18 protein-coding genes are annotated in these 14609 nt (G+C 61.1%); 6 read left to right on the top strand and 12 right to left on the bottom strand.

What is annotated here, in order from left to right; genetic code table 11:
* Window positions 1–17: 17 nt before the first annotated feature.
* The 6 genes from FHT76_RS08205 to FHT76_RS08180 form a co-directional block, all read right to left on the bottom strand.
* Window positions 18–371, bottom strand: a complete 354-nt coding sequence (locus FHT76_RS08205) for a hypothetical protein (protein ID WP_259185324.1) — start codon at window positions 369–371, stop codon at window positions 18–20.
* Window positions 372–433: 62 nt separating this feature from the next.
* Window positions 434–613 (bottom strand): hypothetical protein, encoded by a 180-nt coding sequence (locus tag FHT76_RS08200; RefSeq protein WP_259185323.1) that lies wholly within the window; start codon window positions 611–613, stop codon window positions 434–436.
* 10 nt (window positions 614–623) lie between these two features.
* Window positions 624–1757 carry an RNA ligase family protein gene (locus tag FHT76_RS08195; RefSeq protein ID WP_259185322.1) on the bottom strand — a complete coding sequence of 378 codons (1134 nt, stop codon included), beginning with the start codon at window positions 1755–1757 and terminating at the stop codon, window positions 624–626.
* A gap of 103 nt (window positions 1758–1860) precedes the next feature.
* The gene (locus FHT76_RS08190; protein WP_259185321.1) at window positions 1861–2010 is read right to left on the bottom strand and encodes a hypothetical protein; all 150 of its coding nucleotides are present in this window, start codon (window positions 2008–2010) and stop codon (window positions 1861–1863) included.
* Between the two features lie 76 nt (window positions 2011–2086).
* Complete coding sequence (locus tag FHT76_RS08185) at window positions 2087–2977, bottom strand: hypothetical protein (protein WP_259185320.1); 891 nt, start codon at window positions 2975–2977, stop codon at window positions 2087–2089.
* A gap of 57 nt (window positions 2978–3034) precedes the next feature.
* Window positions 3035–3460 (bottom strand): hypothetical protein, encoded by a 426-nt coding sequence (locus tag FHT76_RS08180; RefSeq protein ID WP_259185319.1) that lies wholly within the window; start codon window positions 3458–3460, stop codon window positions 3035–3037.
* A gap of 99 nt (window positions 3461–3559) precedes the next feature.
* Here FHT76_RS08180 and FHT76_RS08175 point away from each other — a divergent pair, with 99 nt between their 5' ends.
* Window positions 3560–4297: a hypothetical protein gene (locus tag FHT76_RS08175; protein WP_259185317.1), complete on the top strand. Its 738-nt coding sequence runs from the start codon at window positions 3560–3562 to the stop codon at window positions 4295–4297.
* Window positions 4298–4302: 5 nt separating this feature from the next.
* Here FHT76_RS08175 and FHT76_RS08170 read toward each other — a convergent pair whose 3' ends face one another.
* Both FHT76_RS08170 and FHT76_RS08165 read right to left on the bottom strand, forming a co-directional pair.
* Window positions 4303–5355 carry a hypothetical protein gene (locus FHT76_RS08170; protein WP_259185315.1) on the bottom strand — a complete coding sequence of 351 codons (1053 nt, stop codon included), beginning with the start codon at window positions 5353–5355 and terminating at the stop codon, window positions 4303–4305.
* 76 nt (window positions 5356–5431) lie between these two features.
* Window positions 5432–5779 (bottom strand): hypothetical protein, encoded by a 348-nt coding sequence (locus FHT76_RS08165; protein ID WP_259185314.1) that lies wholly within the window; start codon window positions 5777–5779, stop codon window positions 5432–5434.
* Between the two features lie 477 nt (window positions 5780–6256).
* Here FHT76_RS08165 and FHT76_RS08160 point away from each other — a divergent pair, with 477 nt between their 5' ends.
* Window positions 6257–8263, top strand: coding sequence for a bifunctional diguanylate cyclase/phosphodiesterase (locus FHT76_RS08160; protein ID WP_259185313.1), 2007 nt, complete (start codon window positions 6257–6259; stop codon window positions 8261–8263).
* 4 nt (window positions 8264–8267) lie between these two features.
* Here the strand turns inward: FHT76_RS08160 and FHT76_RS08155 are convergent, their stop codons facing one another.
* Window positions 8268–8588 (bottom strand): hypothetical protein, encoded by a 321-nt coding sequence (locus tag FHT76_RS08155; RefSeq protein WP_259185312.1) that lies wholly within the window; start codon window positions 8586–8588, stop codon window positions 8268–8270.
* A gap of 65 nt (window positions 8589–8653) precedes the next feature.
* A complete protein-coding gene (locus FHT76_RS08150) occupies window positions 8654–9268 on the bottom strand; it encodes a deoxynucleoside kinase (protein WP_259185311.1) in 615 nt (204 codons plus the stop codon).
* A 145-nt stretch (window positions 9269–9413) separates the two neighbouring features.
* Between FHT76_RS08150 and FHT76_RS08145 the strand changes: the two genes are divergently transcribed.
* A complete protein-coding gene (locus FHT76_RS08145) occupies window positions 9414–10118 on the top strand; it encodes a hypothetical protein (protein ID WP_259185310.1) in 705 nt (234 codons plus the stop codon).
* A 24-nt stretch (window positions 10119–10142) separates the two neighbouring features.
* Here the strand turns inward: FHT76_RS08145 and FHT76_RS08140 are convergent, their stop codons facing one another.
* On the bottom strand, window positions 10143–11708 hold the full coding sequence (locus FHT76_RS08140) for a Fic family protein (protein ID WP_259185309.1): 1566 nt from the start codon (window positions 11706–11708) through the stop codon (window positions 10143–10145).
* A 302-nt stretch (window positions 11709–12010) separates the two neighbouring features.
* Here FHT76_RS08140 and FHT76_RS08135 point away from each other — a divergent pair, with 302 nt between their 5' ends.
* Window positions 12011–12394 (top strand): helix-turn-helix domain-containing protein, encoded by a 384-nt coding sequence (locus FHT76_RS08135; RefSeq protein WP_259185308.1) that lies wholly within the window; start codon window positions 12011–12013, stop codon window positions 12392–12394.
* A gap of 3 nt (window positions 12395–12397) precedes the next feature.
* Here FHT76_RS08135 and FHT76_RS08130 read toward each other — a convergent pair whose 3' ends face one another.
* Entirely contained in the window at window positions 12398–13048 is a 651-nt protein-coding gene (locus FHT76_RS08130; protein WP_259185307.1) for a hypothetical protein, read from the bottom strand.
* Between the two features lie 197 nt (window positions 13049–13245).
* Between FHT76_RS08130 and FHT76_RS08125 the strand changes: the two genes are divergently transcribed.
* Together FHT76_RS08125 and FHT76_RS08120 are read left to right on the top strand one after the other, a co-directional pair.
* Window positions 13246–14220: a thymidine kinase gene (locus tag FHT76_RS08125; protein ID WP_259185306.1), complete on the top strand. Its 975-nt coding sequence runs from the start codon at window positions 13246–13248 to the stop codon at window positions 14218–14220.
* Window positions 14217–14570: a hypothetical protein gene (locus FHT76_RS08120; RefSeq protein WP_259185305.1), complete on the top strand. Its 354-nt coding sequence runs from the start codon at window positions 14217–14219 to the stop codon at window positions 14568–14570. The genes FHT76_RS08125 and FHT76_RS08120 overlap by 4 nt, the downstream gene beginning before the upstream one ends.
* Window positions 14571–14609 lie beyond the last annotated feature (39 nt).

Here is a 14609-nt window from a genome sequence, read left to right as displayed (position 1 = left end):
CGCCAACCCGGCCGCGACTAGAGCGCAGGGCCTGCGGGAGCGGTAGTGGCAGGCTCGGGAACGCCGGCCCACTCAGGCAGTTCGTCGGTTTCGATAAGGGCCGTCGGCTCTTCGAGCCAGAGCTTGCGCTCGATGCTCTCCTGAAGTGCCGCGCCCTTGTCGTCCGGCAGCTCTTCCCAGATTTCCTTTGGCCTTCTGTCCTCGACGGCGTGTCCTACACGCACGAGCGCCACCTTGAGTTCTTCCAGCTCCCTGTCGTAAACGAAGCGCACGGGTGTCTCACCGTCGCCGCGCTCGAAAATCTGGTTCCACAGTTCGTTCCGGTATTCTTCTGTTTCGAGAGGATAGTCTGAAACGAGATAGCGGGCCATTAGGTTCTCCTGTCTTGTTGTCGCGGGAGAGCCTAGCGGTCGCCGTAGCGAGGGACAAACCGCTACGCGCCAGAAGCAACTCCGACCAACCAATAGAGCGCGGCCGCACCGCCGAAGGCGAGGAGGATGTCGCCGAGGAAGGCTCTCCTGCGCTCGCTCGGCTTCATCGCGTCCCAAACCTCGCCGAAAGAGCCTGGACGCAGGCCCTGCGGCCAGCGCGGGACGTCGCTTTCTTTCTTCATGGTCCGCCTCCTATGGCGTCAGTGAGATGCCGCCGGCCGGAACGATCCGGCGCGTCGGCAATGCCAGTGCGGGGATCAAGGCAGGCGCGTCGTCGCCGGGACGAACGAAACCGTTGCGCTTGATCTTGCCGTGCATCCAGTGCTGGTCCGTCTGGACGTGTCCTTCGCGGACGCATTTGGCGACGGACTCCGAGAATTCCCGATAGGGAATCGGATCGGCGACCCTGAATACCGTGCCTTCGTGCCCAGCGGCGATCACTTCCGCCGAGACGCGCTTCATCGCGGCCTCGTCGAAGATGCCGTCGTACACCTTTTCGACGGGCTGGATGGTGAGCAGCTCGAACCAATCGAGCGTATTCTCCTTGCCTTCGTCCCAGGCAAGCGCGACGTTCTTGTCGTCCCACACGGAGAATCCGTAGAAGACATGCGCGAGGTCCTGGTATTCGATCGAATGCACGCCCCACATGTTTTCGCCGCAGATGCGCCAGTATTCCGGAATCTCGTGTTGGATAGAACTCCAGAACCGCTTCACCTCGTCGCGGCTGTAGTTGTGCTTGCTGTCCAGGCTGCGGGCGTGCATGTGATCGGTGTAGAGACTGGTGTTCTCGCCGTCCATCTTGATGGTGCCGATGATGCGACGGCCGCTCATGGCGCTCGTCGAGCGCAGCATCTTGTCGTCGCTCTGAACGCCGTTCGACCAGCCGAAATGGAAGGTCCTCGGGTACTTGCGGTAGGGCTTGCCCGTGAAAAGTTCGAGCTTGCCGCCAAGCGCAAGGGCCTTCTGCACCTCGGGGCGATCAAACATTTCGCCGCGCAGGCGCGTACCGTCGGCAAGGACGGGGTTGCCCCATTTGTCGATCTTCTCCGCGGCGGGAAGATGCCCTGGATAGACTGGCTTGGCGATCCCGATCTTGGAGAGGAGCGTCTCGACCTCGAGTTCGGTCGTCTCAGCGAGCATATGGCACTCGGCACAGACGAGCGCCCCGTTGTCGAGGTAGTAGCCGCCGTCATTGAACAGCTTGCGGTCGATGATGTGATGCGCGTCGACGCCAGGCTCACCGCAATTGACACAGCAATTGCGGTCGCGCTTGAAAACGCCGTCTCTGAATTGGTCTCGGGTCAGAAGGACCCTTCCCTTGGACATCGAACGCACTCCAGTAAACCTTGCTGGCGTCCTTATATCACGGGTCGACGCGTCGTCAACCGCGAAGTCTTCAATTACGCAGCCGAACGAGCGGAATGGCGCACTAGGCGGCGCGGCGGCGATCCTTGACGCGCTTGTCGACCCAGGCTCGGAACACCTCGTCTTCCGTCATGTGACGCTCCAGTTGAGCGCGCGACATCTGTCCGCTCGTGAAGCATTCGAACAGGAGCTCGTAGTTCGTTTCGTTGGCCATCGGGTCTGCTCACGCTGAATTTATGACTTCATGGTAGGATCGCGCCCATGGCCGGGTCAAAAGCCGGCCATGGGCGTCACATCGCCTTGGCCGACATCGGCCGCAGGAACTGCTTGTGGTCGTTGCGAGGTGCCTCGATCTTCCGCATGGCGTTCGCGGCATCCTCCACGATTTCCCCGTAGACCTCCCGCAGGACGACGTCGTCGGAATGAAGACGATAATAGGAAGACGCCTCGAACGACGGCCCCGGGAGCGGGTGGGTTTCGCCCGACAGGAGTTCGAGCGCCTCGGCGGCGGTTTGTCCGCGCGGACGCCAGCACCGTTCCTCGAAGTCGACGATGTCCCTGAACCCCGCCTCGATCAGCAGCCCCAGGCGCTCGCGCGGATTGAACGATGACAGGCCGGGGGCAAAGGTCCCCGCGAACGCGATGGCGTCTCCGTGCCAGCCGTCAAAGGTTGGAGCCTGCGCGGTGTCGACGCAAGCCCGCTGCCAGACAGGGCCGATCGCCTCGCGGGCCGAAACCTCGTCCGACGAAGCCGCCGCCAGGAATTCTTCTGTCACGTCTTCGAAGACACCGACGAACGATGGCACCGTCTCGTTCGCGAGTTCGACCGCCGGTGCCTCACCGAAGGTGGACGGAGCATAGTAGCCGCCGACATCGACGGACGGAGACGGGGATGCCAGGACGAGTAGACGGGAGAGCCATCCGCCCCTGCCCGTCTGTCCGGAAATCCTGGCCGCGACGGGATCGTGGATTCCGGCGATGCGGGTGCTTGCTCCGTGCGTCTTAGCGGTTGGAGCTGCACATTCGACGACCGTGTCGACATCGCCGTTGGTCAGGCAGCCTGAACCGGGCAGGACCGAATAGCTGTATCCGTCGCGGCGAAGCACGAAATGCTCCGGCTGGCCGGGTTCGTCGACGTGCTCTATTTCGATGTCAGGGGATATCTTCGACGTCAGCTTCATTCCGGCATTCCTTTCAAGTCAAAGGAATGGTGACGGGCGTGGTTGCAAGGAACACTCTTAGTGGACCTGGAAGATCGGCTTGCGTTCGATCAGCCCCTCGAAGTGCTTTCCTGTCAGCGGCAGCTGTCCGCGGTCGTCTTCGGGCATCTGATAGAGCGACACGCGTTCGAACGTCACGAGGTCGTGGCTGTAGTAGACGTAGCCCCCGGCAAGTTCAACAGCCCGGCCAAGGGAAAGGTCGCCAGCCAGGTAGGCATCGATGCCAGCGACGGTAAAGGGGACGAGGAAGTAGGTACACCGCTTCGGGTGCCGTTCGTTGGCCTCGAAGCCCAGATACGGCTCCGCGCGGTTGCCCATCGCGAACAGCAGCGGACCGTCGTACCAGACGAGGCTTTGAAATCCGTCCGGGGACGGGTTCGGATTGGGGGTTTTGCTGCCGTGTGGCGGGACCAGAGCCGCCGAATTGTAATCTTTGTTTTCCATGTCTTTATTTCCTTGTTTTTTGTTCATTTCGTCAAGTTCGGCCTTTCCGATTTCCACGCCGAGGAAGACAATCCAAGACATCGGAACGGCGGTGTGCAGATGGGCGTTGGCAAAGGTTTGAAAAGGCGGTTTCTTGTGGCGTCGATCGGCCTCTTCGGAGCCATGTCCGCGCAGGCGCTTCCGCTGCCCCGCGTCGGTCTTTCGATACCCGTCACAAGTGACTGGACGGACCCAGACGATCCAGCCGCGCGGTACGGCATCCCATCTTTTGCCGCCACGCTTTATACGCCGTCGGTCGAGCGCCCGTTCGTTGATCCAGGCGAAAGGCTCGAATACGAGCGTCGGATAAAGGCACTCGGCGGTCTGTCCGAGCGCATTCAGGCGCTGATCGATTGCCTCGGTTTCGTCGCCAGCGACATCCTCGAGCGCTATGCGGCCGCTCAGGGGACAGCGGGCGCAAGGATTGCGGCCATCAAGGACGCGATCGCCGATCATGGGGACCTCGTGCATCAGCACGGCCAGACCGCCGGGCTGGAAGCAGCCGAAGCGTCCCAAGACGACGCGGGCGACACCATCCAGTCTCCGGAAACGGTCCAGGAGGCGAAGGCGACCATTGCGGGACTCAAGCAATACGTCGAAGTCCAGCAGTCGGTGCTGAACTCGTTCGAGATCGCGATCGGAGCTATCCATGCGATGGACAGCGTCACCGTCAGCGACGAAGCGCTTGGAAACGCCATGGACACGCTGCGGGAACTCGTCGGCTACTGGCAGATGCCAGAACCAGCGGTCCCAGCGGCCTACACGGACAGCTCTCTTCCGGTATCGTTTCGCCGCTGACCACCTCAAGCGAGCGGCACCGAGGTATGCCCGGTCCCTTCGTGCCTGTCGAGAAGGTCGACCATGGTTCTCAAAAGGGCTGCTTCGTGCGGATATCTGAGGTCGGCCCCTTTGCGCCCGATCGTCGTCCCCGTCTCCATGTCCTCCCCCTCCCAGTCGATGCCATTCGGGCCGACTGCGGCATGGAAACGGGCTTGAGCGGTGGTCACCGACGCCTCGCGGAACGGTGCGTCGGAATAGAAGGACGACCAGTTCTCACGGTAGCGTCTGCCATGCGACAGTTCTTCCACGAGGAGCGCGGCGTGGGCCTGGTCTTCGACGGGAAACGGCGTGTGGGTTTCGCTTTCGAGGAGTTCCTGGACGGCGGCGTCCCACATGGCGCTGACCAGCATGGCGGACCGTTCCTCGTCGTCGAAGTAATGGTCTTTCGTATAGCCTGGAACGTAGGGGAGCTTCGCGTGATCAACGAGTTCCTCGAACGAACCGAAGAGCAGCGTCGTGGTTTCACGCTGTCTCGCCCTCAGGGCCATGATGCCGAGGCAGAGCGACGGGCCTGGCCACGTCGCGTTCCTGTCGAGTTCCCACCAGCCGAACCCGTCCTGCGGGACAGTCCTCGTATCGGCGGACTTCGCATGGGTTTCATGCGCCGCCGTGGCGGCTTCCTTGGTTTCTGGCCAGCCTCCTTCGGGACACGCTGTGGGCAGCGCCCTTAGCCATGATGCCACAAACGGAGTTGCACCCTCTCGTCCCCGCCGCTCCGTCCATTCCCGGAACCCTTTCATGCAACCGGCCCAGGCATCCGCGAGCACGCACAAGACGAAGGCCATTTGCCTGCCATGGGCCTCCTCGAGAGCGGTAGGCAGTACGGGAGGTTTGTCGTCGGGTTCGAAGTCCCAGGCGACGATATAGTCCGCCAACCGATCACCAGGGCGGTAGACGCCGGAGCGGTTGGCGGCAGCAAGCATCATCTCGACGCTCGGGACGACAGGCAGGCCGAGGAACCGGGGGGCGTCGCCGAGCCTGGCGTTGAATTGGCGCAGTTTTGCGTAGTCGATCATCGTGATCCTCTCAGTTTTCACCGGAAAGGGCGTTTTCAACGGTCGGTGAAAACGGCCCTCTCGGTGAAATCAGCCATTAGGCGGCCTTGGCGCGGGTCGCTTCTGCGTGGGCGCGGGCGCATGCCTTGAGGGCATGGCGGACCGCCATGAACTCGCGTGCCGTGCGCTTGAGGGTCTGAACCCTGTCGGCGGCGACTGTGTTGCCGCCCTTGCGCTGCGGCTTCGTGCGCCGGCTTTCTTCGCTGATTTCGCGGTAGCGGGTGCGCCACAGGGAACGCAGGGCGAGGTATTCGTCGCGGCCCATCGTTCCGACGACGGCGACGATCCTGGCGACACGCTCGGCGTCGTCGGTCTTTGTGAACCAGCCGTTGGAGGCGTTCAGCGCCTTTTCGAGGATTTCGGATGCGGTATTGAGATTTTCCATGTTCATTTCTCCGTTGGGCTATCGGCCCGTTTCGATGTCGTTTTCATGCGTAGGCGTGAAATGCTGACATCGCGGAGGTCCGCGTACATGGATCGCGGCGCGGCGAATGGGAACCGGTCCCTTCACCGTGATAATGGGGTTACCGGATTTCTCCGGACGGACGGCCCGTTTGGCAGAGCTACATCATGGATGGGGTTCCAGCGTTCGACATAATGATAGGATGGGAGTTCCCGAATTCCGTTTCAAGCGCCGATTTGATTTCCGTCAATTTTTAGAACTCGCTTATGATGACAACCCGTCGCGGCGGGGTATTTGATCGAAATTTTGCGAATTCGCCTCAACGGAAAATTCATCAATTTCCGAAGTCCGCGCCGATCTCCTTGATAAATCCACATTCGGGGGTAAATACCAACACCGCTATGTGTCCATGATGGGCGCTGAGCGGACCGAATGCATTCCAGGGTTGGTTAAAGCGGCATGAGCCACGATCCACTGTTTGTCGTCACGTCGGTGATATATGCCGTCGTTGGCAGCATAATGACCACGTTGCTGTTTGGGCGAGCCCTTGCGAGGAAAGGGACGGCACGCACGATGTGGGCGGTGCTGGCGGGCATCATCGGCGGATCGACGATCTGGACGTCGCACTTCATTTCGCTTCTCGGCCTCGAAACGACCGACGACCAGTTCTTCTTCCTGTTCATCAGCCTTGGTGCGCTGCTGATCTCCATCCTTCTCAGTTCCACCGGCTTCGTCATCGCGGCCGCGAGTCCCACGAACAGACTGGTGGAAGCCGGCGGGGCGATACTCGGCATCGCGTTCGCCGCCAACCATGTCATCAGCATCTTCGCGCTCAACGTTGCGGGTGTCCGTTCTTTCGATTCCGCGACACTCGCGCTGGCGGTCGGACTGTCGATTTTATGCGGCGGCATGATGACGAACAGCCAGGTCAGGCACAGGGCGCACTACGGCAAGTCCTACGCGGCCCTGGCCATGGCCATCGGCATCCTTTCGGTGCACTACATCGGCACCAACGGCCTGACCATCAGCGAAGGGGTGCCTACGTGGCAGTCCGACATAGGCATTCCCGATCGCTACCTGTTCGCGATGGTTGTATTCTTCGGAAGCATGACGCTTGCGATTGGTGGCGTGGTGTCGATGATCGACCATCAGAGCCGCTTGGACAGGGTGAAGGCCCTCGAATTCCTCGCCTTCCACGACCCGCTCACAGGTCTTCCAAATCGCGCCTTCCTCGAAGACAAGCTGCGGTCCATGAACGGAACGACCACCCGTATAGCCCTCGTCAGCTTCGACCTGAACCGCTTCAAGAACATCAACGACGTCCACGGCTACCAGGCAGGCGACCACGTGCTGAAGACCGTTTCGGAGCGGTTGAAAGCGGTCCTTGGTCCCGGCGAACTACTGTGCCGGATCGGCAGCGACGAGTTCGTCGGCCTCAAGGACAGTCTGCGCTCGCGTGACGAAGCGACCGAGTTCGCGATCAGGATAAGGGAAGCCGTTGTGGGCGACCTCGAATGGGAAGGGTACAGGCTATCGGTCGGATCGTCGCTGGGGGTCGCGTGCATCCCCGAGGACGGAACATCCCCAGAAGACCTGCTCATCAAGGCGGACCTCGCAATGTACCGCTCGAAGCGTGGCGGCTCGGGATGCCCGGCCTTCTACGATGTTTCGCTCGACGAACCGAACAGGGCGAAGAGCCTCATCTCGATCGAGATGCGACACGCCATAGAGGACAACCAGTTCGAGCTCTGCTACCAGCGCCAGAACCGCATCACCGACGGCCGCCTCATGGGGTACGAGGTGTTGCTGCGTTGGAACCACCCTGACCGCGGCTACATCAGCCCCGACGTGTTCATCCCCATTGCCGAGAGGGAGGGCTACATCAACGAGATCGGCGAGTGGGTGCTGCGTCGGGCGTGCATGGAGGCCGCCGCCTGGACGAACCCGATGAAGATCGCGGTCAACGTCGCGGCTCGGCAACTGGTCGGAGACGCCCTTCCCGGCATCGTCCGTAGCGCTCTGGAGACTTCCGGCCTGCAGGCATCGCGACTTGAGCTGGAGATAACCGAATCCGGCATTATTTCCGACTATGACCACGCTCTCAGCATCGTCGGAGAACTCAAGGCCACCGGGGTTTCCATCGCCATGGACGACTTCGGCACCGGCTATTCGTCGCTGTCGACGCTACAGTCGTTCCCGTTCGACAAGATCAAGATCGACAAGGCCTTCGTCCGCGACATCATCCACAACCCGCAATCGGCCGAGATCGTCCGTTCGACGGTGCTGCTCGGACGCAACCTGAACATCGACGTGCTGGCCGAGGGCGTGGAAACGAAGGAGCAGCTGGAGTTCCTGAGAAGTATCGGATGCGGACAGGTCCAGGGGTTTTACTTCGGAAAGCCGATTCCTTCGGAGAACTTCGCGTCTGCGGAGGCTCCCGCAAACGTCGTCTCCTTCCCGCTGTAACTCCTCATTGCCGGACGGAGCGCCTCCAGCGCTCGAGTAGCTTGAGCAGCCGCTTGCGGGTCGTCGGATAGTCGCCCTGGGTGATCGGCAGCAGGCCTCGGTCGATCAGCGCGCGGTTCATCTGCGCCACGAATTCAGAGACGCTCCCAGCACCGACGAGCGCCAGCTCCTCGCGGGTCGCCTCGCAGGGATGGAGCCGCGAGTAGTCGGGGACCGACCGTGGGCTGGCGGCGGTGCGGCGAGCCATACGTTCCGCGCGCAAGGCGGCCGCATCACGCAGTCCCGTCGTTTCTCCTATCAATTCCTGCTTTGCTTCTTCTGCCATTTCTGTCGCCCTCAAAGTCCGAACCATGCCTGGTTCCGTGCAGATGGAGTCGCTGCGCTTCCCAGTCAAGCCCCCGCCATCTCCACGGCCTGGAAACCGAGGCGAGGAAGGTGGTTCTCGTACAAGTCCAGCATGATAGCATCCCAAGTCAGGATGTCAGTGCGGTACGATACGACGTCGACACCGAGGTTTTCTACGCGGGCCACCTGATTGCCGACCCGCTCGTTGATGTTGGCGATGAACGGGACGTCATGTCCCTGTTCGAAGTCGCGGCCCCTCTTGCGGATGCGTTCAAGCTGCGCTTCCGGTGCGCATTCGAGATGGATGACGAGGTCCGGCAGTCCGAGATCGGCTTCCGACTGGTCCATCAGCGCCATCAGCGAGCCGATCCAGTCGGGGCGGTGGGAGACGTAGTGGCTTACATAGGCCCGTTCGGCCGCGATGCTGAAATCGGTGATATGCGGCTTTCCCGCTTCACTCGCCTGCCTGAGGGAGGCGATCTTGTCGAGGACGAACTGCTGCTGGCAGAGGAAGTCGTACTTCTCCGGGTCCACGACGCGAAGATCGAGATAGGGATTGGTCGTGAGGTCTTCGTAGACAATGAGGTGGCCGTCTCTTGCCAGCTTTCCGGCCAGTGTCGACTTTCCGCAGGACAGCGCGCCGGCTATCTCGATCCTCATTGCAATTCTCCGATAATACTCTGGTGTCATGAAAATGATGTCAGCGCAGGAGACGGCCTGTCAACGGAATTAAAGACGTCGAACCGCTATTGACCGCATTGGGGCGGCCAGCTATTGAGGTCTTCGAATTAAATGGAGAACCGGGATGACCGCGAAATTCACCAGATCGGGCAAGGTAATCCTCGACGAAGAGAACGGCGAGTTCGCGGACGCGGGCAACCCGTTCGAAATCCTGTCGTGGATGGACAGCCACGCCGAGTTCGAGGACGGCATCACCTTCCGCGAACTTCTCGATTGCCTCGCTCCCTGGTCGGTCGTCATCGACGCCATGCTCGGCATGGACTTCAACTCCTGGAAGGCCGCCGCAGGCCTGCCCGCTCCTCCGGTTTCCGACGACCCTCGGGAGCGCATCGTGCGCATCGAGGTCAAACCGTCGCTCCTGGTCGACCGTGACGACGAGACGCTCGTTGCGAACGTCTCCATCGAATGGGACGTTTCGGGCGTTCTCGAGCAACCCGACGAAGCCGACGGCCGGACCTTCGAGGTGACGGGGATTTCGCTGCGTCACCCGAGCGAATACGCGAACCTGCCGCTTGTATTCGTCAGCTCCGCGGAAGTCAGCGACATCATGACCATCGGCGTGACGCCGCCGTTTAATTCCGAGCCGGCCATCCATCCGACGGCGGACGGCCAGGTGAAGGGTTTCGCCGTTTCCACGACGGTGTTGTCGGCGGTTCTCTACGGGTTTCTTGGCGACCTCGCGTCGACCGGATCGCCGGAGGACCGCGCCGAAAAGATCGAAACCATCGTCGGCAAGATCGAAGAGATCAGAGCGGCCTCCGCCGGATGACCTGAAAGAGGTCGGCGTCTGTTCTTAACGCCCGACCCGAACGGCATTCACGGCGACGGCTCCCTCGGGACTGAAGCGGTGCGCGAATGCTTCGCTTACCGCTTCCTCGATAAAAGCGACTTCCTCCGCCGTCAACGGCGCGAACTGCCGCTGCCTGTCGGCATCGGGAAGCCGGCCGCCGTTTGCCCAGACCAGATTGATGAGCAGACTGAGAATGTTGTCGGGCATCTGGATGGCCTCGCCGACCGTCACCTTGGCGCGGTCGTACGATTTCAGATAAGCGAGACGGTCGGGCAGCGTTTCCGTGATCGCGGTTTCGACGCAACCGTACAGGAATTCGGCCAGAGCGGTGTAGTCGCCGAACCGATAGAGGTCGGCCGTTTCGTTGAGAACCTCGACGTTGCCGTCTTCCGTGGGCGTCCAGCTGATGAACGGAAGCAGCGGAGCCGTATGGCTTCTGAGAACGCGCCCGTAGTCGGACAGCCTTTCCTGGATGACGAGCGACACCGGCAACGGCAGTTCTCGCGGAGAAAAACCTGTCGCAGCGAGAACGTGCTGCGTCAGGTGGCGGTGGAGCCGCCCGTTGCCGTCGTTGAAGGGATGGACGAAGAGGAACCCGAACGACAGGCAGGCAGCCCTGACAACGGGATCGACACCATCGGCAGCCATGCGCTCGTCAGCCTTCAGGAAACCGTCGACAAGGCTGGAGATATCTTCGGCCTTGGCCGAAACGAATTCCGGGACGGGCTTGTTCTCGTGATCGCGGTCACCGATGAAGCCTCCGGCGCGGCGAAGGCCGGGGGTGATGAACCGATCCCCATCGACGATGGCCAGCTGCAGGCTCTCCAGCTCGTCGATGCCCAGTGTTCTTGCTCCGGCGTTCTTGAAGACACGCGCCAGGCGATCAATGCGATCGGGACGCAGACGCTCTCCCTCGATCTGCCAGGACGCCTTGATGTCTTCCCGGGCGAGCAGTCTCGCGGCCCGTTCGACGAACGCGGTTGGAACATCATCCACGTGAGCCGCGGCTTGAGCGCCGAGACGTGCTTCCGCGAAGCGTTTCAAAGCCGTCGTGCGTCGAACGACGGGGCAGAAATCAGGAGAGCCGAGCAGGTTGTCTCGCACGCGATGCCGCTGGGACATCCTGGCGGCCGCGGTGACGTACTGCGCCGGATCGAGAATGGAGACGTAATTGCCGGCGTTGGCGTCAGGAAGGTCGAGGCTGCGGCCCGCGAATGTCTCGTACAGGTACCAGAGCTTGCGGCTCGTGCGACCGGTCGGATGGGCAGTGACGATCGCCTCGATCGGATCGCCCCCGACGGCGTCGAACAATCGCTTGAGAAACAGCAGATCGAACGGTTCGTGGCGAAGCGCGAACGTCAGGTGGCCTTCGAGGGTATCGTCGGGCGCATAGCGGTTGTCGAACACCGTCCACGGGCCTTGCCGGCGCTTCGAACCACGGACGGAACCTTCCGAGACGACGCTGGCCATTGTAACGGGAACCCGAAGGGCATGGACCTCCACGAGCTTCGCCATCCCCACCAGACTGGTGCCCGCTGGCTGGCGCGAGCTCTGGAAACGTTCAGACATAATCGGCCTCCATAGTCACCTCATTCCAGTCATTATCGAAAACAAATTACATCCAGACGTCAATGTCGAAAAACGATTACAAATGAAGTTCGGTCTCCCTGTCGGTCGCATCGATGTCGAAAATCGATTACGAGTGGGATTTTCGAAGGCGCTTTCGGATTCGCCGGGAGATTCAATGGCTTCGCCAAAATTCCGACACGACCAACCCGCATGGACACCGGGCGACACATATCAGAATCACGTTATATTGACTGCCATCCGGCTTTTTGATTTATCCCAGCTCTTGAACACAGGGGGGACCCATGGGCCTGAAACTCGCCCGGACCAAAGAACTCGATGCCGTAATCGGACAGAACATCAGAAACATTCGGACACGCGGCGGCATCACCCAGGAGTCTCTCGGCGTTTCCCTCGGGATCACGTTCCAGCAAATCCAGAAGTACGAAAAAGGAGCGAACCGCGTGTCGGCGGCCGCCCTCATCCACTTCCAGGCGGTACTCGGTTGCGAGATCAAGGACTTCTTCGCCGGCATCGACATCGACGGCGTGAAAAACCAAAGTCCCGTCATGAGCGACGATGCGGTGAAGGTATCCATGGTCGTCAATGCCATGCCGCCGTGGAAGCAGACACTGGTCCTCGCGCTTACCCGTCAGGTCGACAAGATAGACGCGGACCAGCCGGAATGACCCTTATCTGTCCTTGGTCGCGATCCTGATTTCCGTGCGGATACGCGACCCGAGATAGGCGAGCATCGTCAAGCCGAACGCCACCAGCGGAAGCCACGTGTAGAGCGACAAGTACGAGTAGCGGCCGAAGTCCCACATCGGCGAGCGCACCAGCGCGCCGAGATCGCGGTAGAGCGAGAAGTGGAACTGCGGGGCGATGGCGGGACTGATGGGCAGACGCACGCCCTCGAGAAGCGTCGGCATGAAGACGTTTGCGATCAGCCGCTCCACGGTTCCGGATGTCACGAAGATCGCGAACATTGCTTTTGCGAAGGTCCGCGCGACCGGCTTGTCCTTGTAGGAACGGACGATGATACGGTACATGCCGATCAGGATGAAGGCAGCGACGATGCCCAGCGTCCAGAACACGGACAGCCAGAAAAAACCGTAGAACGCCTTGTTGGATACGGCGAAGGTTATCGTCTCGGCCGCGGCGTTGGTCTGGTAGTCGCTTCCGAAGATGTCGCGAAGGACGTAGGCGAAGATGCCGAACGGCAGGACCACGAAGTGCAGCAGCGGCGCGAAGCATCCGATCGTACTGACGCGCTCTGTGTAGCGCCGCATCGCCTCGAAGCCGAACGTTCTCGCCAGAAACCCTTTTACGCCGCCAGTCATCGTGTTCTCCGAAAATTCAACACTCCAATCGTGACTTCTTCCGCCGAACGATGTCAAACGGTATTGACAGACTTCGTCTGGTGACCTCTTCTTGAGTTCCTGAATTATTCTGGAGCCGGCAACCGCGGCAAGAAAAGCACGGGCGTCTCCGACGTCTTCAATTGAAGCAAAAGCCGACGCGCCCAAAGGACAGTCCATTGGCAAAATTGTACTTCAACTACTCGGTCATGAACGCCGGAAAGTCCGCGCACCTGCTGCTTGTCCGGCACAACTACATCGAAAACGGCGACAAGGTCCTGCTTTTCACCAGCGTGAAGGACGACCGCAGCGGCATCGGCAAAGTGGCCTCGCGCATCGGCATCTCGGCCGACGCCATCGCCGTTTCGCCCGAGGACGACATTTTCGACATCGCCCAGAAACTCAACGCGGAGTCGCCCGTAACCGCCGTCCTCGTCGACGAAGTCCAGTTCATGACCCCGGAACAGGTCTATCAGATGTCGGAGATCGTCGACACGCTGGAGCTGCCCTGTCTGACGTGGGGTCTGAAGAACAATTTCCAAGGCCAGCTCTTCAGCCCGGCCGTCGAGAACATGCTGGCGCTCGCCGACGAGATCAACCTCATCAAGACCGTCTGCCATTGCGGCAAACGCGCGACGATGATCCTCAAGTACAATCCGGACGGATCGATCGTTCAGGGCGGCGAGGTGGTCGAGACGGGCGGCGAAAGCAGGTACGTCAGCGTCTGCCGGAAGCACTGGAAGGAAGGCAACATCGGACCCCGCGCAAGACAAGCCGTGTTCGAAGCGGGCTACGGAACGAAGGTCGTCTGCCAGTCGTGCGAGACGGTATTCCCGTCCATCTTCGGCGATCCGGAACAGGCAAACGACTGCGCGGCCAAGCTCGAGGGCGACAAGATCAGCGGGTTCTTCGGCAGCACGGTCGCGGACGCCTGCGAATTCCATTTCGCCAGGGGTGTGCCGGAAGAAGCCAAGCAGGGCGTGATCTGCGACGCCTGCATCCGCGGACACCTGCAGGAAGGCAGGCTGCTGCGCACGTCGAGTTGGTTCGACAACGACCCGCCGCGCAACGCCGCGCCATTGGCTGCGCTGTCGGTGGCCACCAACGACGACATCCGCGAGGCGATCGCGAAATCCATGGAGGAACAGGAATGAAGGCGGCTCTCTATTTTCTCGGCGTATGCTTCCTTGTGTGGGCGGCAGTCATCTACTGGGTGGTCAGCCTGATGCTCGGCGCGGTCGACGACATGAAGCTGATCATCTCGAAGGCTCCCGTGGTCATCGAGAAGGCCGAAGGTGTCGTAACCGAAATCAAGACGGCGACGGCCGAGTTCGGCGCGCAGGTCGACCGGGCCAAGGCGGCGCTGCCGCAGGTCGCGGTCCCGGACACTGTGAAGAAGTACGGAGCGGCCGGTATCGACGCCGTGAAGTCCTTCACGTTCGGACACGAGAAGCCAGCAGAAGCGGAAGCACCTCCGGAAACCGACGCGCCTAAGTCCCCCTGAGGCGTTTGTCGCATTCCTCCGCGCTTGCTATGACTTTCC

The sequence above is a fragment of the Rhizobium sp. BK176 genome, from assembly GCF_024808055.1.
This window is presented reverse-complemented; position numbering and strand designations above follow the sequence as displayed.